Origin of the sequence: Streptomyces sp. Inha503 (assembly GCF_047215865.1) — a bacterium.
GTDB lineage: Bacteria > Actinomycetota > Actinomycetes > Streptomycetales > Streptomycetaceae > Streptomyces > Streptomyces lycopersici.
Map to the genome: position 1 here is coordinate 11,416,854 of NZ_CP178360.1, position 25,405 is coordinate 11,442,258.

11 protein-coding genes (1 of these 11 running past the window's edge) are annotated in these 25,405 nt (G+C 72.5%); 7 read left to right on the forward strand and 4 right to left on the reverse strand.

All coding sequences use genetic code 11. The features are described 5' to 3' along the window. From ACJX2R_RS47035 to ACJX2R_RS47045, 3 genes are all read left to right on the forward strand, one after another. Window positions 1-13,870, forward strand: partial view of an SDR family NAD(P)-dependent oxidoreductase gene (locus ACJX2R_RS47035; RefSeq protein ID WP_413105134.1) — the end only. Its footprint begins 16,685 nt before the window's first position; 13,870 of the gene's 30,555 nt are visible here — the last part of the coding sequence; its start codon lies beyond the left edge, outside the window; the stop codon is at window positions 13,868-13,870. 97 nt (window positions 13,871-13,967) lie between these two features. Further along, a complete protein-coding gene (locus ACJX2R_RS47040; protein ID WP_413105135.1) occupies window positions 13,968-15,815 on the forward strand; it encodes a non-ribosomal peptide synthetase in 1,848 nt (615 codons plus the stop codon). After that, window positions 15,812-17,122, forward strand: a complete 1,311-nt coding sequence (locus ACJX2R_RS47045; RefSeq protein ID WP_413105136.1) for a condensation domain-containing protein — start codon at window positions 15,812-15,814, stop codon at window positions 17,120-17,122. Before ACJX2R_RS47040 ends, ACJX2R_RS47045 begins: the two co-directional genes overlap by 4 nt. A gap of 15 nt (window positions 17,123-17,137) precedes the next feature. On the opposite strand, the gene ACJX2R_RS47050 is transcribed toward ACJX2R_RS47045, so the two are convergent. After that, window positions 17,138-17,914, reverse strand: coding sequence for an SDR family NAD(P)-dependent oxidoreductase (locus tag ACJX2R_RS47050; protein WP_413105137.1), 777 nt, complete (start codon window positions 17,912-17,914; stop codon window positions 17,138-17,140). 173 nt (window positions 17,915-18,087) lie between these two features. Between ACJX2R_RS47050 and ACJX2R_RS47055 the strand changes: the two genes are divergently transcribed. Continuing rightward, complete coding sequence (locus ACJX2R_RS47055; protein ID WP_413105138.1) at window positions 18,088-18,969, forward strand: alpha/beta fold hydrolase; 882 nt, start codon at window positions 18,088-18,090, stop codon at window positions 18,967-18,969. Here the strand turns inward: ACJX2R_RS47055 and ACJX2R_RS47060 are convergent. Next, window positions 18,899-19,867: a helix-turn-helix domain-containing protein gene (locus tag ACJX2R_RS47060; protein ID WP_413105139.1), complete on the reverse strand. Its 969-nt coding sequence runs from the start codon at window positions 19,865-19,867 to the stop codon at window positions 18,899-18,901. The genes ACJX2R_RS47055 and ACJX2R_RS47060 overlap by 71 nt on opposite strands. Before the next feature lie 198 nt (window positions 19,868-20,065). On the opposite strand from ACJX2R_RS47060, the gene ACJX2R_RS47065 reads away from it, so the two are divergent. Beyond that, window positions 20,066-20,323: a hypothetical protein gene (locus ACJX2R_RS47065; protein ID WP_413105140.1), complete on the forward strand. Its 258-nt coding sequence runs from the start codon at window positions 20,066-20,068 to the stop codon at window positions 20,321-20,323. Continuing rightward, complete coding sequence (locus ACJX2R_RS47070) at window positions 20,320-21,696, forward strand: serine hydrolase (RefSeq protein ID WP_413105141.1); 1,377 nt, start codon at window positions 20,320-20,322, stop codon at window positions 21,694-21,696. Before ACJX2R_RS47065 ends, ACJX2R_RS47070 begins: the two co-directional genes overlap by 4 nt. Window positions 21,697-21,719: 23 nt before the next feature. Here ACJX2R_RS47070 and ACJX2R_RS47075 read toward each other — a convergent pair whose 3' ends face one another. Then, window positions 21,720-22,745 carry a sugar phosphate isomerase/epimerase family protein gene (locus ACJX2R_RS47075; protein WP_413105142.1) on the reverse strand — a complete coding sequence of 342 codons (1,026 nt, stop codon included), beginning with the start codon at window positions 22,743-22,745 and terminating at the stop codon, window positions 21,720-21,722. 132 nt (window positions 22,746-22,877) lie between these two features. Between ACJX2R_RS47075 and ACJX2R_RS47080 the strand changes: the two genes are divergently transcribed. After that, the gene (locus ACJX2R_RS47080) at window positions 22,878-23,984 is read left to right on the forward strand and encodes a Gfo/Idh/MocA family protein (RefSeq protein ID WP_413105143.1); all 1,107 of its coding nucleotides are present in this window, start codon (window positions 22,878-22,880) and stop codon (window positions 23,982-23,984) included. A 38-nt stretch (window positions 23,985-24,022) separates the two neighbouring features. Here the strand turns inward: ACJX2R_RS47080 and ACJX2R_RS47085 are convergent, their stop codons facing one another. Next, window positions 24,023-25,300 carry an ROK family protein gene (locus ACJX2R_RS47085; protein ID WP_413105144.1) on the reverse strand — a complete coding sequence of 426 codons (1,278 nt, stop codon included), beginning with the start codon at window positions 25,298-25,300 and terminating at the stop codon, window positions 24,023-24,025. Window positions 25,301-25,405 lie beyond the last annotated feature (105 nt).

Consider the following 25,405-nt stretch of genomic DNA (forward strand, 5'->3'; position numbering starts at 1 on the left):
GCGGGTGCTGGCCGAGTATCTGCTGGCCCAGGTGACCGGCGTCGCCCCAGCCGAGGTGGCGGCCGCTCCGGCCACGGTGGCGGTGGGCGAGCCGGTCGCGATCGTGTCGATGGCGTGCCGGTTCCCGGGCGGGGTGGCTTCACCGGAGGATCTGTGGCGGCTGGTCGCGGACAACGTGGACGCGATGGGTGAGTTCCCGACCGATCGCGGCTGGGATACGGAGGCTGCCGGATACGCGCGGGTGGGTGGTTTCCTGTCCGGTGCTGCCAACTTCGATGCCGACTTCTTCGGGATCTCGCCGCGTGAGGCGGTGGCGATGGATCCGCAGCAGCGGCTGCTGCTCGAAGTGTCCTGGGAAGCGCTGGAACGCGCGGGCCTGGACCCGGCCGCGATGAAGGGCACGGACACCGGAGTCTTCGCCGGGCTGGCCTCCCAGGGCTACGACTCGCTGCTGGCCGACGGTGACGGCAGTGGTTTCCGGATGACCGGAAACACGTCGAGCGTGGCATCGGGCCGGGTGTCGTATGTGCTGGGCCTGGAGGGTCCGGCGGTGACGGTGGACACGGCGTGTTCGTCGTCGCTGGTGGCGATGCACCTGGCGGCCCAGGCGCTGCGCAACGGCGAGTGCTCGCTGGCCCTGGCCGGTGGTGTGACGGTGATGCCCACCACGGGAACGTTCACGGAGTTCGCGGTGCAGGGCGGCCTGGCGGCCGACGGGCGGGTCAAGGCGTACTCGGCCGCTGCCGACGGCACCAACTGGGCCGAGGGCGTCGGGGTGGTGCTGCTGGAGCGTCTGTCGGAGGCGCAGCGGCTCGGGCATCCGGTGCTGGCGGTGCTGCGGGGCAGTGCGGTGAACCAGGACGGCGCGAGCAACGGACTGACCGCGCCGAACGGTCCCTCGCAGGAACGGGTGATCCGGGCGGCGCTGGTCGGCGCGAAGCTGTCTGCCTCCGACGTGGACGTGGTCGAGGGGCACGGGACCGGGACCACGCTCGGCGATCCGATCGAGGCGCGGGCGCTGCTGGCCGCATACGGTCAGGACCGGCCGGAGGACCGGCCGTTGTGGCTGGGTTCGGTGAAGTCGAACATCGGCCACACCCAGGCCGCGGCCGGGGCGGCCGGGGTGATCAAGATGGTCGAGGCACTCCAGCGCGGGGTGCTCCCGGCGACCCTGTACGCCGATGAGCCGTCGCCGCACATCGACTGGTCGACCGGCGATGTACGGCTGCTGACCGAGGCGCGTCCGTGGGAGTCCGACGGGCGTCCGAGGCGGGCCGGGGTGTCGTCGTTCGGCGTCAGCGGCACGAACGCCCATGTGATCCTGGAGCAGGCCCCGGACCCGGTCCCCGCGCCGGTGGAGGTTCCCGTGCCCGCCCGGCCGCTGGTGGCGGATGTGGTGGTGCCGTGGGTGTTGTCGGCGCGGTCGGAGGCCGGGCTGCACGCCCTGGCGTCGGAGGTGGCCGGCTGGGCTGGGCGGAACCCGGACGCCGCGGCGGCCGATGTGGCGGTGTCGCTGGCCGGTTCGAGGGCGGGTCTGGAGCACCGGGCGGTGGTCCTGGGTGGTGATCGTGCGGAGTTGGTTGAGGCTTTGACGCGGGTGGAGCCGGGTCGGGCGGCGGACAGTGGTGGTGTGGCGTTCGTCTTCCCGGGTCAGGGTTCGCAGTGGCTGGGGATGGGCCGGGAGTTGCTGGCCTGCTCGCCGGTGTTCGCGGAGTTCGTGGCCGAGTGCGAGCGGTTGGTGGACTGGCCGCTGCGGGACGCCTTGGTCTCCGGGGCGGGGTTGGACCGCGGTGAGGTGATCCAGCCCGCCTTGTTCGTGATGATGGTGGGTCTGGCCCGGGTGTGGGAAGCCGCCGGGGTGGTTCCATCGGCGGTGGTGGGGCATTCGCAGGGAGAGCTGGCCGCGGCCTGTTTCGCGGGCGCACTGTCCCTGGAAGACGCTCTCCGTTTGGTCACCGCGCGGGGTACGGCGCTTCAGTCGTTGGTGGGTACGGCCGGGCTGGTGTCGGTCGCCGCGGGTGCGGACGTGGTCGAGCCCCTGCTGCGGGACGGTTTGGAAATCGCGGCGATCAACTCTGCCAGTTCGGTGGTGGTGGTGGGCGCGCCGGGGCCGTTGGAGGCGTTCACGGCGCGGTGTGAGGCGGCGGGGATCCGGGCCCGGCGCGTCGAGACGAATTACGCGAGTCACCACCCGGTGGTGGAGCCGATCCGCGAAGCCATGCTGGCGGTGGAGGTGACACCGCGAACGGCCCGGGTGCCGATCTATTCGGCGGTGACGGGCACGGCGATCGATGGGGCGAGCCTGGACGCCGGCTATTGGTGGCGGAATCTGCGGGAGCAGGTGAAGTTCGCCCAGACCGTCGCGGCGGTGTCCGTCGCGGGGTTCGTCGAGGTGAGCCCGCACCCGGTGCTGGCGCACCTGATCGAGGGGCGCTGGGCGGTCGGTTCGCTGCGCCGTGACGACGGCGGGCAGCGACGCCTGCTGGCTTCGCTGGCCGACGCGTGGATTCATGGCGCGAGTGTGGACTGGACCCAGGTGGTTCCCGAAGGCCGCCGGGTGACGCTGCCGACGTATCCGTTCCAGCACCGCCGCTACTGGGCCTCGGGCGGCGGAACCAGCCGCGGTAACGCGGATCATCCGCTGCTGGACAACGCGGTGCGGCTGGCCGAGGACGCCGGCTGGGTGCTGTCGGGGCGGGTGTCCACCGCGACGAGCCCGTGGCTGGCCGATCACGCGGTGTCGGGGACGGCGTTGGTGCCCGGGGCGGCGCTGACGGAACTGGTGTTGCACGCCGGGGACCGGGCCGGGCTGCCCGCTGTCGGGGAGATCACGTTCGAGCAGCCGCTGGTGCTGGGCGGCCGCCCGGTCGAGGTGCAGGTGCGGGTCGATGGGCGGCAGGCGGGCGTGTACTCCCGTGCCGGGGAACAGTGGGTCCGGCACGCGTCGGCGGCCCTGGCCGATCCGGCCGGAACCGTCACGGGGCTGGACGGCCAGTGGCCGCCGGCCGGCGCGCAGCCGTTGTCCGTCGGCGATGTCTACGACGTCATGGCGGCTCGTGGGTACGAGTACGGGCCGGCGTTCCGTGGTCTGCAAGCGGCCTGGCGGCTCGGCGAGGATCTGTACGCCGAAGTGGAGTTGCCGGCCGGAGACACCCAGGAGAAGTTCGGGATCCATCCGGCGCTGCTGGACGCTGCGCTGCACGTTCTGATCGCCGGGGCCGACGACAGTGGCGACGACGGCGACGGTGTGGTGCGGATGCCGTTCGCGTGGCGGGATGTGCGGTTGCACGCGACCGGGGCGTCGGCGTTGCGGGTGCGGCTGAGCCCGGCAGGGCCGGACGCGTTTTCCCTGCTGGCCGCCGACGGCGAGGGTCAGCCGGTGGTGTCGGCCGGTGAGATGATCTCCCGGCCGGCGGACATCGGCCGGCTGGCCGCCCCGGGCGCGGGCGAAGGCCTGCTGGCGCTGGAATGGGCGACGGTCAGCCCGCCGGAACCGGGCCAGGAGGAGACCTGGGTGCCGGTCGGCCCGGAGCCGGCATTGCCCGAGGCCGGGGACGAGCCGGTGTATGCGTGGGCCGAGCCCGCTCATGCGACTGGCGCGCTGGCCCTGGTGCGGGCGTGGCTGGGGGCCGGGTACCCGGCGGGGTCGCGGCTGGCGGTTCGTACCCGTGACGCGGTGGCGGCGGCGCCGGGCGACACGGTGGCCGGCCGGGCACAGGCCGGTGTCTGGGGTCTGGTGCGGTCGGCGATGGCCGAGCACCCCGACGCGGGTCTGGTGCTGCTCGACGACGATGGCCGCCCGGAATCCGACGCGTTCGTCGTCGCGGCTCTGGCGACGGGCGAAAGGGAACTGGCGCTTCGCGACGGGGCCGTGCTGGTGCCGCGGTTGCGCCGGGTCGACTCCGGTGACGACGACGCGGTGCCGGTGCTCGAACCCGAGGGTCCCGAGGGCACGGTGTTGATCACCGGCGGGACCGGGACGTTGGGCGGTCTGGTCGCCCGGCATCTGGCCACCGGGCACGGCGTCCGGAGCCTGGTGCTGGTCAGCCGGTCGGGCCCGGACGCACCCGGCGCCGCCGAGTTGACCACCGAGCTGGAGACGCTCGGGGCGCGGGTGCGGATCGTCGCGGCGGATCTGTCCGACCGGGCCGCGGTGGACGCGCTGGTGGCGGACATCCCGGAGCTGTCCGCGGTGGTACACGCCGCCGGGGTGCTCGAGGACGCCCCGATCACCTCGCTGGACGAGGCGTCGCTGGGCCGGGTGCTGGCGGCCAAGGCAGACGCGGCCCAGCATCTGCACGAGGCCACCGCCCATCTGGATCTGCGGATGTTCGTGTTGTTCTCCTCGTTGTCGGGGCTGCTCGGCAACGCCGGGCAGGGCAACTACGCGGCGGCCACCACGTACCTGGACGCCCTCGCCGCCCACCGGAGCGCCGAAGGGCTGCCCGCCGTCTCCATCGCCTGGGGCCGCCTGGAGGAACAGAGCGATACGACCGGTGCCAACGGCACGCCCATGCCGTCCGAGCAGGCGCTGAGCCTGTTCGACCGGGCGCTGAACGCGGACGTGCCGGTGCTGGCGGCCGGTCTTGACCTGAGCGCGGTCCGCGGCGCGGTCGCCGCCGGTTCCCCGCTGCCCGCTGTGCTGGGCGGTCTGGTCCGGATGCCCCGCCGGGCCGCCGCGAGCGGGCCGGGCGCGAGTCAATTCGCCCGTCAGATGGCGGCCCTGGGCGAGGCCGAGCGGGCACGCGTCCTGCTCGACCTGGTCCGCGACAACGCCGCCGCGGTGCTCGGCCACGACCAGGCCGCGGACGTACGCGCCGACCGGGCGTTCCGGGACATCGGTTTCGACTCGGTCACCGCGGTGGAGCTGCGCAACCGGCTGGCCACGGCGACCGGGCTGACACTCCCGGCCACGCTGGTCTTCGACTACCCGACCGCGCAGGCCCTGGCCGAATACGTGATGAGGCGGGTGTCGGGTGTCGAGGAGAGCGCCGCCGCGGAGGTGGTGCTGACGCGGTCGGCGGGTGAGCCGGTGGCGATCGTGGGGATGGCGTGCCGCTATCCGGGCGGGGTGGCGTCGCCGGAGGATCTGTGGCGGGTGGTCGCGGACGGTGTGGACGCGATGGGTGACTTCCCGGCGGACCGCGGCTGGGAGACGGATTCCGGGGGGTACGCGCGAGTCGGCGGCTTCCTGAGCGGCGCTGGTGACTTCGACGCGGAGTTCTTCGGGATCTCGCCGCGTGAGGCCCTTGCCATGGACCCGCAGCAGCGGCTGCTGCTCGAGGTCTGCTGGGAGGCGCTGGAACGGGCCGGTCTGGACCCGTCCGCGATGAAGGGCACGGACACCGGGGTCTTCGCCGGGATGGCCATGCAGGACTACAGCTTGCGGCTGTCCGACGGCGGCGCCGGCTTCGGGATGACGGGCAACGCGTCCAGCGTCGCGTCCGGCCGGTTGGCGTACACGTTCGGTCTGGAGGGCCCGGCGGTCACGGTCGATACGGCGTGTTCGTCCTCGCTGGTGGCGACGCACCTGGCCGTGCAGGCGCTCCGCAACGGGGAGTGCTCACTGGCCCTCGCCGGGGGCGCGACGGTGCTGGCCACGCAGGCTGCGTTCGCGGAGTTCGAACAGCAGGGCGCGCTCGCGTCGGACGGCCGGAGCAAGGCCTTCTCGGCGGCGGCCGACGGCATGGGGATGTCCGAGGGCATCGGGGTGCTGGTGCTGGAGCGGCTGTCGGAGGCCCGACGGCTGGGGCACCCCGTGCTCGCGGTGTTGCGGGGCAGCGCGGTGAACCAGGACGGGGCGAGCAACGGCCTGACCGCGCCGAACGGCCCGTCGCAGGAACGCGTGATTCGCCGGGCCCTGGCCGACGCCCGGTTGACCCCGGTCGACGTGGACGCGGTCGAGGCGCACGGGACCGGGACGGCGCTGGGCGATCCGATCGAGGCCCAGGCACTGCTGGCGACGTACGGGCAGGACCGGCCGGAGGACCGGCCGTTGTGGCTGGGTTCGCTGAAGTCGAACATCGGCCACACCGTGGCGGGTGCCGGTGTGGGCGGTGTGATCAAGATGGTCGAGGCGCTCCGGCATCGCACGCTCCCGGCGACGCTGCACGCCGATGAGCCGTCGCCGCACGTGGACTGGACGGCCGGCGATGTGCGCCTGCTGACCGAAGCACGGCCGTGGGAGGTCACGGGTCGGCCCCGCCGCGCGGGTGTGTCGTCGTTCGGGATCAGCGGTACGAACGCGCACGTGATCGTGGAGGAGGCGCCCGCCGCGCCGGTGCCGTCCCGCGGGGGTGACCCGGTGGTGACGGGGGGTCTGGTGCCGTGGGTGTTGTCGGCGCGTTCGGAGGCCGCTCTGCGGGCGCTGGCCGCGCGGCTGGCATCCGACGTACCGGCCGACACGCCGGTCGCGGATGTGGCGGTGTCGCTGGCCGGTTCGAGGGCGGGTCTGGAGCACCGGGCGGTGGTCCTGGGTGGTGATCGTGCGGAGTTGGTTGAGGCTTTGACGCGGGTGGAGCCGGGTCGGGCGGCGGACAGTGGTGGTGTGGCGTTCGTCTTCCCGGGTCAGGGTTCGCAGTGGCTGGGGATGGGCCGGGAGCTGCTGGCCTGTTCGCCGGTGTTCGCGGAGTTCGTGGCCGAGTGCGAGCAGTTGGTGGACTGGCCGCTGCGGGACGCGCTGGTCTCCGGGGCGGGGTCGGACCGGGTCGAAGTGGTCCAGCCCGCCTTGTTCGTGATGATGGTGGGTCTGGCCCGGGTGTGGGAAGCCGCGGGCGTGGTTCCATCGGCGGTGGTGGGGCATTCGCAGGGAGAGCTGGCCGCGGCCTGTTTCGCGGGCGCACTGTCCCTGGAAGACGCCCTCGGCCTGGTCACCGCGCGAGGCCGGGCGTTGCGGGCGCTGGCCGGTACGGGCGGGATGGTGTCGGTCGCCGCGGGCGCGGACGTGGTCGAGCCCCTGCTGCGGGACGGTCTGGAGATCGCGGCGGTCAACGCCGCCTCGCAGGTGGTGGTTTCCGGTGCCCCGGCGCCGCTGGAGTCGCTGGTCGCACGGTGTGAGGCGGCGGGCATCCGGGCCCGGCGGGTCGATGTCGACTACGCGAGCCACCACCCGCTGGTGGAATCGGTGCGCGAAGACCTGCTGGCGGTGGAGGTGAGCCCGCGGACCGCCCGGGTGCCGTTCTACTCGGCGGTGACGGGCACGGCGATCGATGGGGCGAGCCTGGACGCCGGCTATTGGTGGCGGAATCTGCGGGAGCGGGTGAAGTTCGCCCAGACGGTCGCGGATATGCCCGTCTCGGGGTTTGTCGAGGTGAGCCCGCATCCGGTCCTGATGCAGGGAATCGAAGGACGGTGGGCGGCCGGTTCGCTGCGCCGTGACGACGGCGGGCAGCGACGCCTGCTCGCCTCTCTGGCCGAGGCGTGGACCCACGGCGCGACGGTGGACTGGGCGCGTCTGATAGCCGGGGGCCGGCCGGTCACGTTGCCGACGTATCCGTTCCAGCACCGCCGCTACTGGGCCTCCGGGGGCGGAATCGCCCGCGGTGACACCGGGCACCAGTTGCTCAACAGCGCGGTGCGGCTGGCCGAGGACGCCGGCTGGGTGCTGTCGGGACGGGTGTCGACCGCCACGAGCCCGTGGCTGGCCGACCACGCGGTGTCGGGCACGGTGCTGGTGCCCGGGGCGGCGCTGGCGGAGCTGGTGTTGCACGCCGGGGACCGGGCCGGGCTGCCGGCGATCGCCGAGATCACCTTCGAGCAGCCGCTGGTCCTGGGCGGCGGTCCGGTCGATGTGCAGGTGTCGGTGGAGGGCGGCCAGGCGGGCGTGTTCTCCCGTACGGGGGAGCAGTGGATCCGGCACGCGACCGCGACCCTGGCCGACCCGGCCGGGACCGTCACGGGCCTGGACGCGCAGTGGCCACCGGCCGGCGCGGAGCCGTTGCCCGTCGGCGACGCTTACGCGGACATAGCGGCTCGCGGGTATGAGTACGGCCCCGCGTTCCGTGGGCTGCAAGCGGCCTGGCGGCTCGGCGAGGACGTGTACGCCGAGGTGGAGCTCCCGGCCGCCGCGGCGGAGGGGCTGGACGGGTTCGGAATACATCCGGCGCTGCTGGACGCCGCGCTGCATGCCCTCCTCGTCGCCGCGATCCGCGACGCGGGCGGGGACAGCGACCAGGTCCTGCTGCCATTCGGGTGGCGGGACGTGCGGTTGCACGCGACCGGGGCGTCGGCGCTGCGGGTGCGGCTGAGCCCGGCCGGGCCGGACGCGTTCTCCCTGCTGGCCGCCGACGGCAAGGGGCAGCCGGTGATATCGGCCGGCGCGATCATCTCCCGCCCCGCCGACACCAGCCGACTGGGCGCCGCCCCCGCCGCGGGCGCCGGGCTTCTGTCGCTGGAATGGGCGCCGATCAGTCCCGGGTCGGCACCGGAGCAGCCCTGGGTCCGGGTGGGACCGGAGCTGCCCGACGCGGTGGGCGAGCCGTTGCTCGCGTGGGCCGACCCGGCCGACGTGCCCGCGGCGCTGGCCCTGCTACAGGCGTGGCTGGGGGCGGGGTATCCGACGGGGTCGCGCCTGGCGGTTCGTACCCGCGACGCGGTGGCGGCGGCGCCGGGCGACACCGTGGCCGGTCTGGCCGGGGCCGGGATCTGGGGCCTGGTCCGGTCGGCGCAGTCCGAGCACCCCGACGCGGGTCTGGTGCTGCTCGACGACGATGGCCGCCCCGAGTCCGACGCGGCCGTCGCCGCGTCCCTGGCCACCGGCGAACGCGAAATCGCCCTGCGCGACGGGGCGGTGCTGGTACCCCGGCTGCGTCCGGTCCCGAACGGCCCGGAGCTGCCGGTGGGCGAGGGCGCGTGGCGGCTCCAATGGGGTCCGGACGGCGACCTGGACGAGGTGCGTGCGGTGCCCGCCCCGGACGCCGAACGGCCGCTGGAACCGCATGAGATCCGCATCGCGGTCCGCGTGGCCGGAGTGAACTTCCGCGATGTGGTCTCCTCGCTGGGCATGCTTCCCGGCGACCCCCGCCCTCCGGGCGGAGAGGGCACCGGTGTGGTGGTCGAGACGGGGTCCGAAGTGCGGGACCTGCCGGTCGGCACGCGGGTGATGGGGATGTTCGCGGCGTTCGGCCCGCTGGCGGTGATCGACGCGCGGCTGGTCGCGCCGGTCCCGGACGGGTGGAGCGATGCCGAGGCGGCGGGGGTGGCGACCGCGTATCTGACCGCCTATTACGCGCTGTTCGACCTGGGCCGGGTGCGTTCGGGCGATCGGGTGCTGATCCATGCGGCCTCCGGCGGCGTGGGCACGGCGGCGGTCCGGCTGGCGCTGGCGGCCGGGGCGGAGGTGTTCGCGACGGCGAGCCCGCCCAAGTGGGCGGCGGTGGCCGAGCTGGGCGTGACACGCATCGCCTCCTCGCGTACGGCGGACTTCGCGGCCGAGTTCGGCCAGGTCGACGTGGTGCTGAACTCGCTGACCGGCGAGTTGCTGGACGCGTCGCTGGGGATGCTGGCCGAGGGCGGCCGGTTCGTGGAGCTGGGCAAGATCGATATCCGTGATCCGCGTCAGGTGCCGTTCGATCTGGCGGATCTTGACCCGGACCGGCTCGCGGTGATCTGGCGGCGGGTCCTGGAGCAGGCCGTTCCGCTGCCGGTCACGGTGTTCCCCGCCGCTCAGGCCGGTGCCGCGCTGCGGTACATGAGCCAGGCCCGGCACGTGGGCAAGATCGTGCTGCGGATGCCCGGAGTGGGCGACGGCACGGTGCTGATCACGGGCGGGACCGGAACGCTGGGCGGCCTGGTCGCCCGTCATCTGGTGGTCCGGCACGGCGTCCGGGATCTGGTCCTGGCCAGCCGCTCAGGACCGGAGGCGCCCGGTGCCGCCGAGTTGACGACCGAGTTGGAGGCGCTCGGGGCGCGGGTGCGGATCGTCGCGGCGGATCTGTCCGACCGGGCCGCGGTGGACGCGCTGGTGGCGGACGTCCCGGAGCTGGCCGGGGTGGTGCACGCGACCGGCGTGCTGGAGGACACCCCGGTGACCTCGTTGACCGGTGATTCGCTGCGCCGAGTGCTGGCCGCCAAGGCGGACGCCGCCCGGTATCTGCACGAGGCGACACGGGACCGGGATCTGCGGATGTTCGTGTTGTTCTCGTCGCTGTCGGGACTGCTGGGCAACCCCGGGCAGGGCAACTACGCGGCGGCCAACGCCTACCTGGACGCCCTCGCCGCGCACCGGATGGCCGAAGGGCTGCCCGCCGTCTCGATCGCCTGGGGCATGTGGGAGCAGACGAGCGGCATGACCGCCGCGCTGACCGAGGCGGACCGGGCTCGCCAGGCCCGCAGCGGTGGTGTGGTGCTGAGTACGGAGCAGGCACTGGCCCTGCTTGACCGGGCGCTGGGCCTGGGCCGGCCGGTGCTGGCGGCGGGCCTCGACGTCGGTGCGATCCGTCAGGCGATCGCGGCGGGGACGCCGGTGCCGACGGCATTGCGGGGCCTGGGTCGTGCGCCCCGGCGGGCGGCCGTGGCCGGTGCCGGCGGTGGCGCACTGGCCCGCCGGCTGGCTCAGTTGCCGCCCGGCGAGCATCCGCGGGTGGTGCTGGACCTGGTGCGCGAGCACGCCGCGGTGGTCCTCGGCCACGGCGACGACAGCGGCATCGAAGCCGATCAGGCGTTCCGCAACCTCGGCTTCGACTCGCTGACGGCGGTGGAGTTGCGCAACCGGCTGGCCGCCGTGTCCGGGCTGACGCTGCCGGCCACCCTGGTCTTCGATTACCCGACGCCGCAGGACCTGGCCGAGTATCTGGTGGCCCAGGTGACCGGCGCGGCCGCGGCCGCCGAGCAGGCCGCCCCGGCCCCGGCGGCGGCGGGCGAACCGATCGCGATCGTGTCGATGGCCTGCCGCTACCCCGGCGGGGTGGCCTCGCCCGAGGATCTGTGGCGGCTCGTCATGGACGGCGAGGACGCGGTCGGAGCCTTCCCCGAAGACCGCGGCTGGGACCTGTCGGCCATCTACGATCCGACGCGGGGCACACCGGGCCGCGTATACACGCGCGAGGGCGGCTTCCTGGACGGGGTGGCGGACTTCGACCCGGTGCTGTTCGGGGTGTCCCCGCGTGAGGCGCTGGCAATGGACCCGCAGCAGCGGCTGCTGCTCGAGGTCGTCTGGGAGGCGCTGGAACGGGCCGGCCTGGACCCGACCGCGATGAAGGGTTCGGACACCGCCGTCTACGCCGGCCTGGCCGGCCAGGACTACGCGGCCGCGCTCGCCGCGCAGCAGGGCGCCGAGGGCTATCTGATGACGGGGAACGCGTCGAGCGTCGCGTCCGGCCGGGTGGCGTACACGTTCGGCTTCGAAGGCCCCGCGGTGACGATCGACACCGCCTGTTCGTCGTCGTTGGTGGCGATGCACCTGGCGGCCCAGGCGCTGCGCAGCGGGGAGTGCTCGCTGGCCGTGGCCGGGGGAGTGACCGTGATGTCCACACCGGGGCCGCTCGCGGAACTCGCGATGCAGGGCGCGATCTCGGCGGTGGGACGGTCCAAGTCGTTCTCCGAGGCCGCCGACGGCATGGGAATGTCCGAGGGCGCGGGCGTGGTGCTGCTGGAGCGGCTGTCGGAGGCGCAACGGCTCGGGCATCCGGTGCTGGCGGTGCTGCGCGGCAGCGCGGTCAACCAGGACGGGGCGAGCAACGGGCTGTCGGCGCCCAACGGCCCCGCGCAGGAGCGGGTGATCCGCCGGGCCCTGACCGACGCCCGCCTGTCGGGCTCCGATGTCGACGCGGCGGAGGGACACGGTACGGGGACCAAACTGGGCGACACGATCGAGGCCCAGGCGATGCTCGCCACCTATGGGCAGGACCGCCCCGAGGAACGGCCGCTGTGGCTGGGGTCGGTGAAGTCGAACATCGGCCACACCCAGGCGGCGTCGGGCGTGGCCGGTGTGATCAAGATGGTCGAGGCGATGCGGCACGGGGTGCTGCCCGCGACGCTGTACGTGGAGGAGCCGTCACGGCAGGTCGACTGGTCGGCCGGCGACGTACGGCTGCTGGCCGGGGCCCGGCCGTGGGAGTCCGACGGGCGTCCGCGGCGCGCGGGTGTATCGACGTTCGGGATCAGCGGCACCAACGCCCATGTGATCCTGGAGCAGGCCCCCGCAGCGCCGGCGCCGCCCCGCGGCGACACCCCGGCCCACCCGGCCCTGGGCGACCTGGTGCCCTGGGCGGTGTCCGCGCGTACCGACGGAGCCCTGCGGGCCTTGGCGGCCGACGTCGCCGACTGGGCCGCGCGGAACCAGGATGTGCCCGCGGAGGACGTGGCCGCGTCGCTTGCCGCGAACCGGGTCGGCTTCCGCTGCCGCGCGGTGGTGTGGGCGGCCGACCGGGAAGACCTCGTCGCCGGGTTGCGCGGCGTCGCCGAGCGGCAGCCGGTCGCGTACTCCCGTACGGCGGTGACCCGGCCCGGGCGCGTGGCGTTCCTCTTCCCCGGCGCCGAGTCCTCCTGGCCCGGCATGGCTCTCCGGCTCGCCGAGCAGTCAGCGGTCTTCGCGGATGCGCTGAAGGAGGCACAGGCCTCCCTGGAGCCGCTGATCGGCTCCGAGGTGGACGCGCGGCGACAGGAGGAGCCCGCACGTCAAGAGGAGCACGCGCGCCAAGAGGAGCACGCCGGGGTCTTCGCGGTCGAGGTGGCACTGGCGGCGCTGCTGCGGTCCTACGGACTGCGCCCCGACTTCCTGCTGGGCGACTCGGTGGGCGAGGTGGCAGCGGCGTACCTGGCCGGTGTGTTCTCCCTGGCCGACGCCGCCAGGCTGGTGGTCGCGCGGGCCGGCGGGACCGGGCTGCGGGAGACGGTGGAGCGGATCACCTTCTCCGCACCGTCCATCCCGATGGTTTCCGCGGTGACCGGCAAGCTTCTCGACCCCTCGGAGATCACGAGCCCCGGCTACTGGAGCCGCCCGGCCGAGGCACCGGACGGACTGGAGGACGGCGTACGGCTGCTGCGTGACCGTGGCGTCACCGGCTTCCTCGAGACCGGCCCGGACGGCGTGCTCAGCCCGGCGGTCAGCGGCGTCCTGGCCGATGTCGACGACCGGGGCTGGGTGACCAGCGTGCTGCTGCGCGACCAGGGTGACGCCTCGCGCGTGCTGAGCTTCCTGGCCGAGGCCTATGTGGGCGGCGCGCCGGTGGACTGGACCGCGGTGCCGGGCGGCTCCGGCCGGCCCCGGGCCGGACTGCCCACCTACCCGTTCCAGCGCCGTCGCTTCTGGCCGTCCGCGCCGGCCACGGCCGGGGCGCACCCGCTGCTCGGGACGGCGGTTGAACTCGCCGACCCCACCCAGCGATGGTTCGGCCGGGCGGACGTCACACCGGTGCTGTCCGCCGGTGCGCGCGCCGACTGGGCGGTGGCCGCCGCCCGCGCCGTCGGTGCCCCGCCCGCGCTGCGCGACCTGGTCTTCCCGGAACCGGCCACCGAGTCGGTGGGACCGGCGGCGGTGCAGACCGCGGTGCGTACCGGTGCGGTGCCGATGCGGATCGACGGATACGTCCGCGCGTCCGGTGCGTCCGGTGCCGGCTGGACGGCGTACCTGGGCGCGGAGGTCGCCGAGCCGGAACCGGCCGACGACCTCCCGGACCGCGCCGACGGCGGTCTGACCCAGGTCACCGGCGACTCCGCCGCCGAAGTGCTCGACGGCTGCCTCCGGCTGGCCGCCGCAGGGGAGACCGTGGCCGCGGCCGAGCGGCTGGAGCTCTTCGACGACGTGCCGGCGGAGGTCTGGTGCCGGGTGCGCAGCCGCGGGGACCTGAGCGACCTGGACCTGGTGTCGGCAGACGGCGCCCCGGTCGCGCGGATCACCGGCCTTCGGTTCCACCGGACGGCGACGGCATGACCGGGGCACTCGGAGCCCGTGTCATATCCCCGGCCGGGCGTGCGGCGATATGACACAGGCTCCCACCCACGATCCGAGTCCAAGGAAAGGTTGTTCCATGTCCAACCTCGATGCCGTCAGCCCGGTGCTCGCGGCCATTGAGCGTCATGCGCGGATCCGGGGTGACGCGCCCGCGATCCTCGTGCCGGGCGAGCCGGCCGGGCTGAGCTACCGGCGCCTGTCCGGCCGCATGCACGCCGTCCGCGCGGCGCTGACCGGGCTGGGGGTGCGCCCCGGACACCGGGTCGCGGTGGTCCCCGGAGAGGACGCCGACAGCGCCGCGCTGCTGCTCGGCGTGGTCGCCGCCGCGGGGTGCTGCCCGGTCAACCCGCTCTGGTCGGCCGCCGAGACCCAGGACTACCTGGACACGCTCGACGTCGCGCTGATCGTGCTGGCCGACGGAGCCGGAACCGCCGCCCCGCAGCAGGTGGCGGCGGCCAAGGCACCGGCGGTGACGCTCCGGTTCACCGGCGAGGACGTGGCGGTGGAGCCGCGGGGCGGCGGCCGCCCGGCCGAGACGGCGGCGACCGGGCCGTATCCGGACGAGGCGGTGCTGCTGCGGACCTCGGGTACGACCTCCATCGGCAAGGTCGTGTCCCTCAGCGCAGCCGGTGTGGTCGCGGCCGCCCAGGCCACGGTGGACGCCTACCACCTGACCGACGCCGACCGCCGGTTCAACATCATGCCGTTCTTCCACGTCCAGGGCCTGGTCGGTTCGCTGATCGCCTCGCTGCTCCCGGGCGGCAGCATCGTCTGCGCGCCGGCCCCGGACCCGGCCACCGCACTGCGGCACGCGCTGGACAGCGAGGCGACCTGGCTCTCGGCCACCCCGACCATGCACCGGCTGATGGTGCGGCACGTCCCCCGGGACCGCGAGTGGCCCGGCCCGCTGCGCTTCGTCCGCTGCGGCTCCGGAGCCCTGACCGCGGGCCTGCGGGCCGAACTCGAGGCCGGCTACGGCCTGCCGGTGGTCGAGTCGTACGGGATGTCCGAGGCGCACCAGATCGCCTCGACCCCGCTGCCGGGCGATCCGGACGCCGCCGGACTCGTCCCCACCGGCTCCGAGGTCGCGGTCCTCGACCAGCACGGCCGGGTCAGCACCGCGCCGGACGCGTCCGGCGAGATCGTCATCCGCGGCGCCAACGTCATGCACGGGTACGTATGGCCGCCCGGCCTGGAGTCCCCCTTCGTTCGCGGCGGCTCCGCCGGTGACACGGAAGGGACCGGCTGGCTGCGCACCGGTGACCTCGGCCGGTTGCTGCCGGACGACTCGTTCCTGATTACCGGGCGGGTCAAGGAGATGATCAACGTGGGCGGCGAGAAGGTGTCGCCGTTCGAGGTGGAGACCGCGATGTTGAGCCATCCCGCGGTGGCCGAGGCGGTCGCGTTCGGCATCCCCGACCCGGTCCGCGACGAACAGCTCGGTGCCGTGCTCGTGCTCAGGCCGGGAGTGACGCTGGGCGACGAGGAGTTCCGGACGTACCTCGGGCAGCGGCTCGCCCCGGTCAAAGTTCCCCGGTCCTTCCTGCGCCGCGCGGACATCCCGGTCGCCGAATCCGGCAAGATCCAGCGCGGCTCGCTGGCCGAGGTGCTGGCCGAGGAGCTGGCCGCGGCCGAGCCGATGGCGGAACCGGACGGGCGGACCGCACCCCGGACGCCGGTCGAGGCCATGGTCAAGGGGCTGTGGTCGCTCGTGCTCAAGCGGGAGGACATCGGCGTGGACGACGACTTCATGGCCCTGGGCGGGGACTCGATGGCCGGGATGGCGCTGCTGAGCCTGGTCGAGGACAGCCTCGGCGTGGCCATCACCCCGGCTGAGCTCTTCACCGACATCACGACGATCGAGGCGATGGCCGCGGCGATCGGCGAGCGGACATCCGGCACCACGAAGGGAGCCGACCGATGACCGAGTCGGACAAGCACCGGCTGATGGTGCCGGACGACAAAGTCCTCGCCGGTGGCCTGATGAGCGTGCCCATTCTCTACCGGTTCCGTGGACCGCTGGACCGGGCCGCGCTCAGCCGTGCGCTCGACCGGGTGGTGGACCGTCATGTGTCGCTGCGGATCACATACGAGCGGGCCGGTCTGCGGAGGCTGCGCGAGCACGTCCTGCCACCGGGCGTCCACCTGCCGCTGACCGAGACCGTCGTATCCGAGCCGGCCGAGGCCGAACGGCTGATGGCCGCGCGCATGGCCGAGATGTTCGACCCGGACGGCCTGCCGCTCACGGCCGACCTGTACCGGCTGGCCGACACCGAGCATCTGCTGCTGATCAACGTGAACCACCGGGTCACCGACGCGTGGTCGAACGCCCTGATACGCCGTGACCTGGCCCGGTTCTACAACGCCGAAACCGGGGTGGCGACCGACCCGCTCCCCGCCGTCGAGTGGTTGCCCGGCGACTACTACGCCTGGCGGGACGCCCGGCTGGCCGGTGAGCCGGGCCGCCGCCACGCCGAGTACTGGGACCGGCAGGCGCCGCGGCTGAAGTGGGCCGGGCTGCGCCAGCGGACGGAGAAGTTCGGCGAGCGGCGGCCGCCGTCCAGAGTGGTCGATATCGCGTTCGCACCCGGCGATGTGGCCGCGCTGCGGGAGCTCGCCGCCGCCGAGCGCACCACGTCGTTCGCCGCGCTGCTGGCCCTGTGGTTCGGCGTGCTGCACGCGGCGACCGAGGAGCTCGGGCTGGTGGTCTGCTCGATCCACGCCAACCGGATCCGCCCCGAGGCCTGGAACACCGTCGGGCAGTTCGCCAATCTGACCTATCTGCGGGTGGACCTGCCCGCCGAGCCCACGTTCCGGGACGTGTTGCGGCTGACCCGGACCGCGTCCCTGGAGGCGATGGCCCACCAGGAGTACCCGGTCTTCAATGTGGTGACCCACCCCGGCACGACGCCGCGGACCGTGTCCCGGGCCGGCGAGGTGGCGTTCAACATGCTGGCCACGCCGCCGAACGCGGACGGCGCCGCCGTGGCGGACTTCAACGGCCTGGAGGCGGTGGCGCTGCCCTTCCCCGCCGGTGTGAGCAGCCACTTCGACCTGGAACTGTTCATCACCCCCCGGCCGGACGGGCTGAGTGGCGTGCTGCGCTGGGCCGAGGGCGTCTACGAGCCGGAACTCGTGGCCGCTTTGGCGGACACATACGCATCGATGGTTTCGGCAGTGGCACAGGACCCGGACGTAGCGCTGTCCGGTTTCCTCAAACGCTTCCGATGAGCCCTTCGCGGGCCCTCAGCCGATCATGAACTGGCCGCCGTCGACGTGAATGGCGGCGCCAGTGATGGCCGCGGACCGCTCGGCGGCGAGGAACGCGCACGCCCAGGCGATCTCCGCGGGCTGCGGCTGCCGCTTGATCGCGACGGTCTCCCGGGCGAACCGCTCCGACCGCCCGGGAGTCATCCCCGGATGGGTCTTCAGGTCGCGGACGGTGTCGGCGAATCCCGGGTTGATGTCGTTCACCGTGATCCCGAACGGCCCGAGGCTGCGGGACAGGGAGCGGGTCAGTGTCCGCAATCCGCCCTTGGCGGTGGAGTGGGGGATCCGGGTCGGGCCGCCGATCCAGCCGTCCGGCCCGTTCATGTGCACGATCCGGCCCCAGCCGCGCTCGCGCATCCCCGGCGCGAACGCCTTGGCGAGGTACCACGACGCGGTCAGTTGCTGGTTGAGGTGGAGGTGCCAGTCCTCGTCCGTCGTCTCCCAGAAGTCCTTGTGCAGCCGCCGGGCGGCGTTGCTCACGTAGATGTCGACGTGCCCGAAGGCCTGTTCCGCCCGGGCCTTCAACTCCAGCACCGTCGACTTCTCGGCCGCGTCGCCGAGCACGACGATGGCCTTCGCACCGAGGGCTTCCGCCTCGTCCTTGACCTGGTTGGCCTCTTCCGCGTTCGACCTCGAGTTGATGACGACGTTCGCGCCGCGAGCGGCGAACTCGAGGACGATCGCCTTGCCGAGATTACGGCCGGAGCCGGTGACGAGCAGCGTCTTCCCGGCGATCCCGAACTCATCGGTCATGTGGTGCTCCGCCTCTCTCCTGGCATCCCTGGCCTTGGTGGTGGGGCCTCTGCTGGCTCAGTGGCTCGAGGGTGGAGGGATGGGGCAGGGATCGTGGAAATCATAGGTGACGATGGGAAGTTGAAGCGAGGATCTTGCTCAAGTGGCCGCCAACCTCTGGTTGACTTTCCCGTATGACCTCATCGGCTGATCTGGATTCCGCCGCGCCGCCCGCGTGGTACACCGCCGCGCTGGCCACACCGGTCACCGAACGCGAGATCACGGTGGCGGGCACCCCGATCGCCTACCGGGCGTGGGGCGAGCCGACCGGGCGGGGCGTCGTACTCGTGCACGGGGCCGCCGCCCATTCTCGCTGGTGGGATCATGTCGGCCCGCTGCTGGCCGGCGGTCGGCGGGTCGTCGCGCTCGACCTGTCCGGGCACGGCGACAGCGGCAGGCGCGACGCGTACGGCCTCGAGATCTGGATGCGTGAAGTGCTCGCCGTCATCGCGGACGCGGGGCTCGACCTGCCGCCGGTGGTGATCGGGCACAGCCTGGGAGGCGCGGTGACGCTCCGGCTGGCCGCGCTGTCCGGGCACCGCGTCGAGGGCGCTGTCCTGATCGACTCTCCCATGGTCGGCCCGGTGGCGGAGAAACGCGCGACGCGGGAACGGCGCACCTTCGGGATGGCGACCCGCCTCTATCCCTCGCGTGAGGCGATCATCGATCAGTTCACGCCCATGCCCAACCAACCGGTGCTCGACTACGTGGCCGACCATGTCGCCGCCACGTCCATCCGCGAGGTGCCCGGTGGCTGGACATGGAAATGGGACCCCGCCATCTTCGCGCGGGAGCGGGTCGAAAACCCGTTGGTCCGACTGGACTGCCGGGTGGCGCTGGTGCACGCCGAACACGGCATCGTCTCGGCGGAACGCCGCGACGCCATGTATGACCAACTCGGCCGGGTCGCCTCAGTCATCGAGGTCCCCGGCGCGAGACATCACATCATGCTCGACCAGCCCCTCGCGCTGGTCGACGCGATCCGTACCCTGCTCTCCGACTGGGCGCATCCCTGAGTGCTTCGCGTTGTGCCGGGCTGAGGCGGTCTGGTCTCGTGATCACGGTGTAGGTCTCGGGCCCGATGACCCTCAGGGCAAGTGGATCGGCGATGGCCGGTTGACATTGGATCGCGTCGAGGGCGGCGGTGGCGCGGTCCCGGGGCCAGGCGAGCGCGGTGACCAGCGTGTCCAGCGTGAGTGGCCGACCGGCGTGCAGAAGTGCGGCGAGGATGGTCAGCGCGTCGTACACGACGGTCTCGGAGAGGCTGCTGCCGCTCATCTGCTCGCTGAGCCGGGCGAAGAACTGGCCCATCCTGCCGAGCCGGGCGCCGGCGGTCGTGTCGGCGCCGAAGATCTCGATGCCCCGCTGTGCGGCGGTCGCGATCCTGCCGTGTGCGCCGGTGTCGGCCTGCCACGCCCGGAGCCAGACGTCGTCGTCGATGACGTACCGCTCGCGGCGCCCGCCGAGGCCCAGTTGGCGCACGACCAACTCCATGGCTTCGAGGTGGGCGATGGACTTGGATATCGACGCCGGGCTGACCCGTAGCCGGTGTACCAGGTCGGCTGCCGTCAGGCCGTCGGCGTCAGCGGTGAGCAGGCAGGTGAACACCCGGGCGGTCATGCGGGGCAGTCCGGTCGCGGTCAGCAGGGTGGCGAACTCGTCCACGAAGCCGCGCATCAACTCGGTCGGCTGTCCGTCGGCCGCCGCTTCGGCGGGCCGAGCCGGCTTGCGCCGGCGGGCACGATGACCGGCGGCCTCCTGTGCGTGGTCGGGCAGATACTCGCTGGCCGCGCCGTTGCGTGCCACCTCGCGGCTGATCGTGGACGTCGGCCGGCTGAGTCTGCGGCCGATCTCGGCGTACCCGAGCCCGTCGGCCAGCCAGGCCGCGATCCGCCGGCGGTCCTCGTGGGTCAACCTGCCTCCTGGCACCGGTGCGCCTCCTCTCAGTGCGTTCATCAACATACATTGCAACGACCCATCGGGAGAATTGCGTTCATCCACAATGCTGTTGCAACGAATGCTGCTCAGCGCCCATTTATGGCCGTGATTTCATTGACGGGTATTTAAACGCAACGTAGCTTTCTCTCATCGGAAAGAGGAGGAGTGCTAACAATGCATGTGATGGCCGTGTCGAACGTCTCGGACGAAGGCAAGTTCTGGAGCGGTCTGAAGAAGGCACATGCCAAGCTCCCCAAGGGCGCCAAGTGGAAGGTCGCGGTGGCGAGCAAGGACGGGACCAGGGCGGTGAACATCATCACCCACGACTCGATCGATGGCGTTCGGGAGTTCTTCGAGGCATACGGTGGCGCCTACGCCACGACGGAGTACTTCGAAGCGGACGCCGCGAACGCGGTCGGTCTCCCGCGATGACGCTCGACGTACCGCGGCTCCAAGCCCGGGTCACCGGGCTCCTGGCGGAGTACGGAATCCCGGGCGCCGCGATCGGCGTGCTCCGCGACGGGGAGCTCTCCGAGTTCGCGGTCGGCGTCAAGAACGTGGAAACGCGGGAGCCCGCGACGACGGACACCGTCTACCAGTGCGGCTCCATGACCAAGACCTGGACCGCGCTGGCCTTCATGCAGCTCGTCGACGCGGGAAAGGTCGATCTGGACGAGCCGGTACGTGCCTACCTGCCCGGCTTCACGGTGGCCGATCCCCAGGCAGCCACCGAGGTAACGCCCCGTCACCTGCTGTACCACACCAACGGTATCGAGGAGGCCTACGGCGATCCCGGGGAAGGCGACGATGTCCTCGAGCGCATGGTCGACAACATCGCCGACGCGCCCCAGGTCTTCCCGCTGGGACACACCCACGGCTACAGCGCGGCCCTGGGTTACGCGATTCTCGCGCGGATCCTGGAGGTGCACGACGGCATGCGCTGGGACGACGTCATGCGGGACCGCCTCTTCGAGCCCATGGGCCTGACCAGCACGAGCAGCCGGCGCGAGCAGGTGGACGAGATCCGGGCCGCGACCGGGCACCTGGTCCGTTCCCTGGAAGAGGGCCCCATCCTCACACCGGTGGACTACCTGCCGCGTGCCTTCGGCCCCGGCGGGGGCATCACCTCGACGGCCCGGGAGGTGCTCGCGATGGCGCACGTCCTGCTCACCGAGGGCACAGCGCCGAACGGACGGCGCATCGTCTCGGCTGAGAGCATCCGGGAGATGACGCTCTCGCGGGTGCCCGTGCCGGACCCGTACATGTTCGGTCCCGAATGGGCGCTCGGTCTCATCGTGTGTGACTGGCACGGCGAGACCGTCTACGCGACCGACGGCAGCACGATCGGCCAGAACGCCCGGCTCCGGCTCTTGCCGGACTCGAACACCGCCGTCGCGATGCTGACGAACGGCGGCCCTCGGGAAAGCTTCTGCCGCGAGGTGTTCAACGAGATCCTGACCGATCTCGGCACCGCCACCATCCCGGACCCGCCCGCGCCGGACGCCGTGCTGAACCTCGACCTGCCCAGGTACGAGGGCGTCTACGAGCGTCCCGGCGCACGGTACGAGGTGTCAGCTGAAGGCGGAAAGCTGTATCTGACTCTGGTCCTCGACCCAATGCAGGCAGCGTTCCTCCAAAAACCCGACCGCGTCAGATACCAGTTGCTCCCGGTGAGCGAGACGCATTTCCTGATGCCGTCGGCGGACCCGCTGGAGGACACCCAGACGGTCGCGATCTACGACTTCACGAACGGACCTGCCCAGTACCTCCACACCAACGGCAGGGTGAACCCGCGAACAGGGTGAAACCCACACCGGGACGACGGCCGTCACTGATTGCTGAAGGCGGAGTCGAAGGCCGCCTGCGGCAGGGGCCACAGCGCGGAACGGATCCTTGCCACGGCCTCGGCGGCGCCGTGCAGCCGGTCCATGCCGGCGTCCTCCCACTCCACGGAGATGGGGCCGTCGTAGCCGATGGCGGCCAGCGCGCGGAAGGCGTCCTCCCAGGGGACGTCGCCGTGTCCGGTGGAGACGAAGTCCCAGCCGCGCCGCGGGTCGCCCCAGGCCAGATGGGAGCCGAGGACGCCGGCGCGCCCGTTGGGGCTGCGCAGCCGGGTGTCCTTGCAGTCGACGTGGTAGATGCGGTCGGCGAAGTCGGTGATGAAGCCGACGGGGTCGATGTTCTGCCACATCATGTGGGAGGGGTCCCAGTTGAAGCCGAACGCGGGACGGCGGCCGATCGCCTCCAGGGTGCGCACGCTGGTCCAGTAGTCGTAGGCGATCTCGGAGGGGTGCACCTCGTGCGCGAAGCGCACGCCCTCGGCGTCGAACACGTCCAGGATGGGGTTCCAGCGCCGCGCGAAGTCCTCGTACCCGTCGTCGATCACCGACTGGGGCACGGGCGGGAACATCGCCACATACTTCCAGATCTTGGAGCCGGTGAAGCCGACCACGGTGTCCGCGCCGAGGCGGCGGGCGACTCGTGCGGCGCGCTTCATGTCCTCGGCGGCGCGTCGGCGGACACCCTCCTCCTCGCCGTCGCCCCAGACGGACGGCCGCAGGATCCCCTGGTGGCGGAAGTCGATCGGGTCGTCGCAGACGGCCTGGCCGCCCAGGTGGTGGGAGATCGCCCAGACCTTCAACCCGTACCGGTCCAGGAGGTCCAGTTTGGCCGGAAGGTAGGCGGGGTCCTCCTCGGCGCGGGCGAGGTCGAGGTGGTCGCCGGACGCGGCGATCTCCAGGCCGTCGTACCCCCACTCGCTCGCCCGCCTGGCCACCTCCTCAAAGGGCAGGTCGGCCCACTGGCCGGTGAAGAGAGTGATCGGCTGCCGTGCCGGTTGCGGGCGCTGAGTCATGCCCGGCCTCCTTGGTACTCGATATGCTTTCGCTTATTCTGAGCAAAAGTCTCCGCCTGATCAACAGATCCAAGGCGTTCTTTCGCTCACTTGAGGCGTTAGCCCCGTCGGGGTAGAGGGATGAGGTATGCCATGAGCCAGCTTCGCGTCGCCGTCATTGGAACCGGCTTCATGGGGGCGGTCCATACGCGTTCCGCAGCCGCGGCGGGAGCGGACGTCGTCGGCATCGTCGGGTCGACTCCGGCCAAGGGCCGCGCCGCCGCCGAGGCGTTCGGCGCCGGCCGCGGCTTCGACTCGGTCGAAGACGTGCTGCGCCACGGAGTGGACGTGGTGCACGTGTGCACGCCCAACGCCACGCACGCGCGGTTCGCCCGTGCCGCGCTCACCGCGGGGGTCGCGGTGGTGTGCGAGAAGCCCCTGGCGACCGATGTCCCGACCGCACGGGAACTGGCCGGGCTGGCGGCCGAGCGGGGGCTGGTGACCGCCGTGCCGTTCGTCTACCGCTACTACGCCTCCGTGCGGGAGGCCCAGGCCCGTCTCGCACGGCCGGAGCACCGGCCGCCGTGGCTCATCCACGGCAGCTACCTCCAGGACTGGCTCGCCGACCCGACGGCCACCAACTGGCGTGTCGACCCGACGGACGGCGGCGCCACGCGCGCCTTCGGCGACATCGGCGTCCACTGGTGCGACCTGGCCGAGTTCGTCACCGGCCAGCGCATCACGCGGGTGAACGCCGCCTTCGCGCGCGCGGTCCCCGCCCGGCCGGCGGCCGGCGGCGAGCCGCGTCCCGTCGCGACCGAGGACGGTGCCGTGGTGCTGCTGGAGACCGACGCCGGCGCCGTCGGCTCCGTGGTGGTCAGCCAGGCTTCCGCCGGTTACAAGAACGCGCTGTCGTTCTCCTTCGACGGTCCGGACGCCAGCTACGCGTTCCGCCAGGAGACCCCCGAGTCGCTGTGGATCGGCGGCCGGGACCACAGCCAGGTCCTGATGCGCGATCCCGGCCGTCCGGGGGCACCCGTCGGCCGGTCGGCCGTCCTGCCGGCCGGACACCCCCAGGGCTACTACGAGTGCTTCGCCGACTTCGCCGCCGACGCCTACGCGGCGGTCCGCCAGGAGAAGGTGCCAAGCCTTCCCACCTTCGCCGACGGGGTGCGCGCGGCGACGATCACCCAGGCCGTCGTCGATTCGGCGCGAAGTGGCGGCTGGGTCGAGGTCGCCCCGGCGGCACAGGCCGTATAGCGCGGGCGTCAAGGAGGTGTGCCCTTGCCCGGCGCGCTTCAGCGCCGTGGGCGGGCGGCGGACGCGGGGTCGGCGGCTTCAGCCCAGCGGGCACGGCCCCCACGCGGGTTTCCCTCAGACAGCCACCGCCCCAGCATGTCCGGCTGTGTCAGTTCATCGACCGCCAGTGCGGCCGCCCCGATGACGCCTTCGCACCCGTCCAGACCGGAACCGGTGATGACGAGTTCGTCGACGGCCAGGGGCAGGGAGCGCCGGGCCACGGTGTCGGCGACGGGAGCCCGGAACACCTCGCCGACCTGGGCCAGCAGGCCGGTGAGGTAGACCGTCGAGGGGTTGAAGACGCTGACCAGCGTCGCCAGTTGTGCGCCGACCAGCTCGCCCGCTCTGGTGATCAGCTCGGTACACACCCGGTCCCCCGACCGGCAGCCCTCGAGCACGTCGGTTACGGCCAGCGGCCCGTCCGAGGCGTCCAGCCGCTCGGCCAGGAAGGAACTGCGCCCGCCCAGGGCCGCGGCGCGTGCGTCTCGGCCCAGCGCCCATCCCCCTGCCAGGGCCTCCAGGCAGCCGTACTTGCCGCACCGGCAGCGGACGCGGGATTCCTCGGCGACGATGGTGTGGCCGAGGTCGCCCGCGGAGCCTCGCGCTCCGCGGTGCAGTCTGCCCCGGGAGATCAGGCCCAGGCCGATGCCGGTGCTCGCTTTCACCAGCAGGACGTTGTCCCCCGCGGACTGCCGGGTCCTGTCCCAGGCGCCCAGCGCCATGAGGTTGGCATCGTTGTCGATCCACACCGGCACGTCGTAGTGGGCCTCCAGCCGGTTCCGGAGGGGGAAGGCGTGCCAGCCGGCCATGATCGGCGGTTGGACCGCGGTGCCACGGGCGAAGTCGACCGGCCCGGGGACACCGACGCACACACTCCACAGGCGAGGGGCGAGCTGTGGCGTCAGCAACTGGGCGGAGACCTCGTGCAAGAGATCCAAGGACGCCTCGGGACCTGCCTCGATGTCCCAGGCCATACGCCGGTCGGCCAGGACGGTCCCGTCGAGGTCGGTCACGGCCGCGTGCAATTGGCTGGCTCCGAAGAGCACACCGAGAATCACGCCGCGGTCCGATGCGATGCGCAGGGTGCGCGAGGGCCGGCCTCCGGTGGACGGCGCCGGTTCGCCCTCGGTCACCAGACCGGCCCTGATCGCGTGATCCACCCGCTGGGTGATGATCGTGCGGCCCAGTCCGGTGCGGCGGGCGAGGTCGGGCCGGGTGACGGCCGCTCCGCTTCTGATCAAACCCAGGATGAGCGAGAGGGTCTGGTGGTCGGTCATGCGGTGGCGTCTCCATCAGCCAGGCCGATACGTCACCGGCGGTCACGACGCGTAGGCGTCGTGCCGGGCCGGCGCCTGCTCGGCGAACACCTCGGCACCATGAGC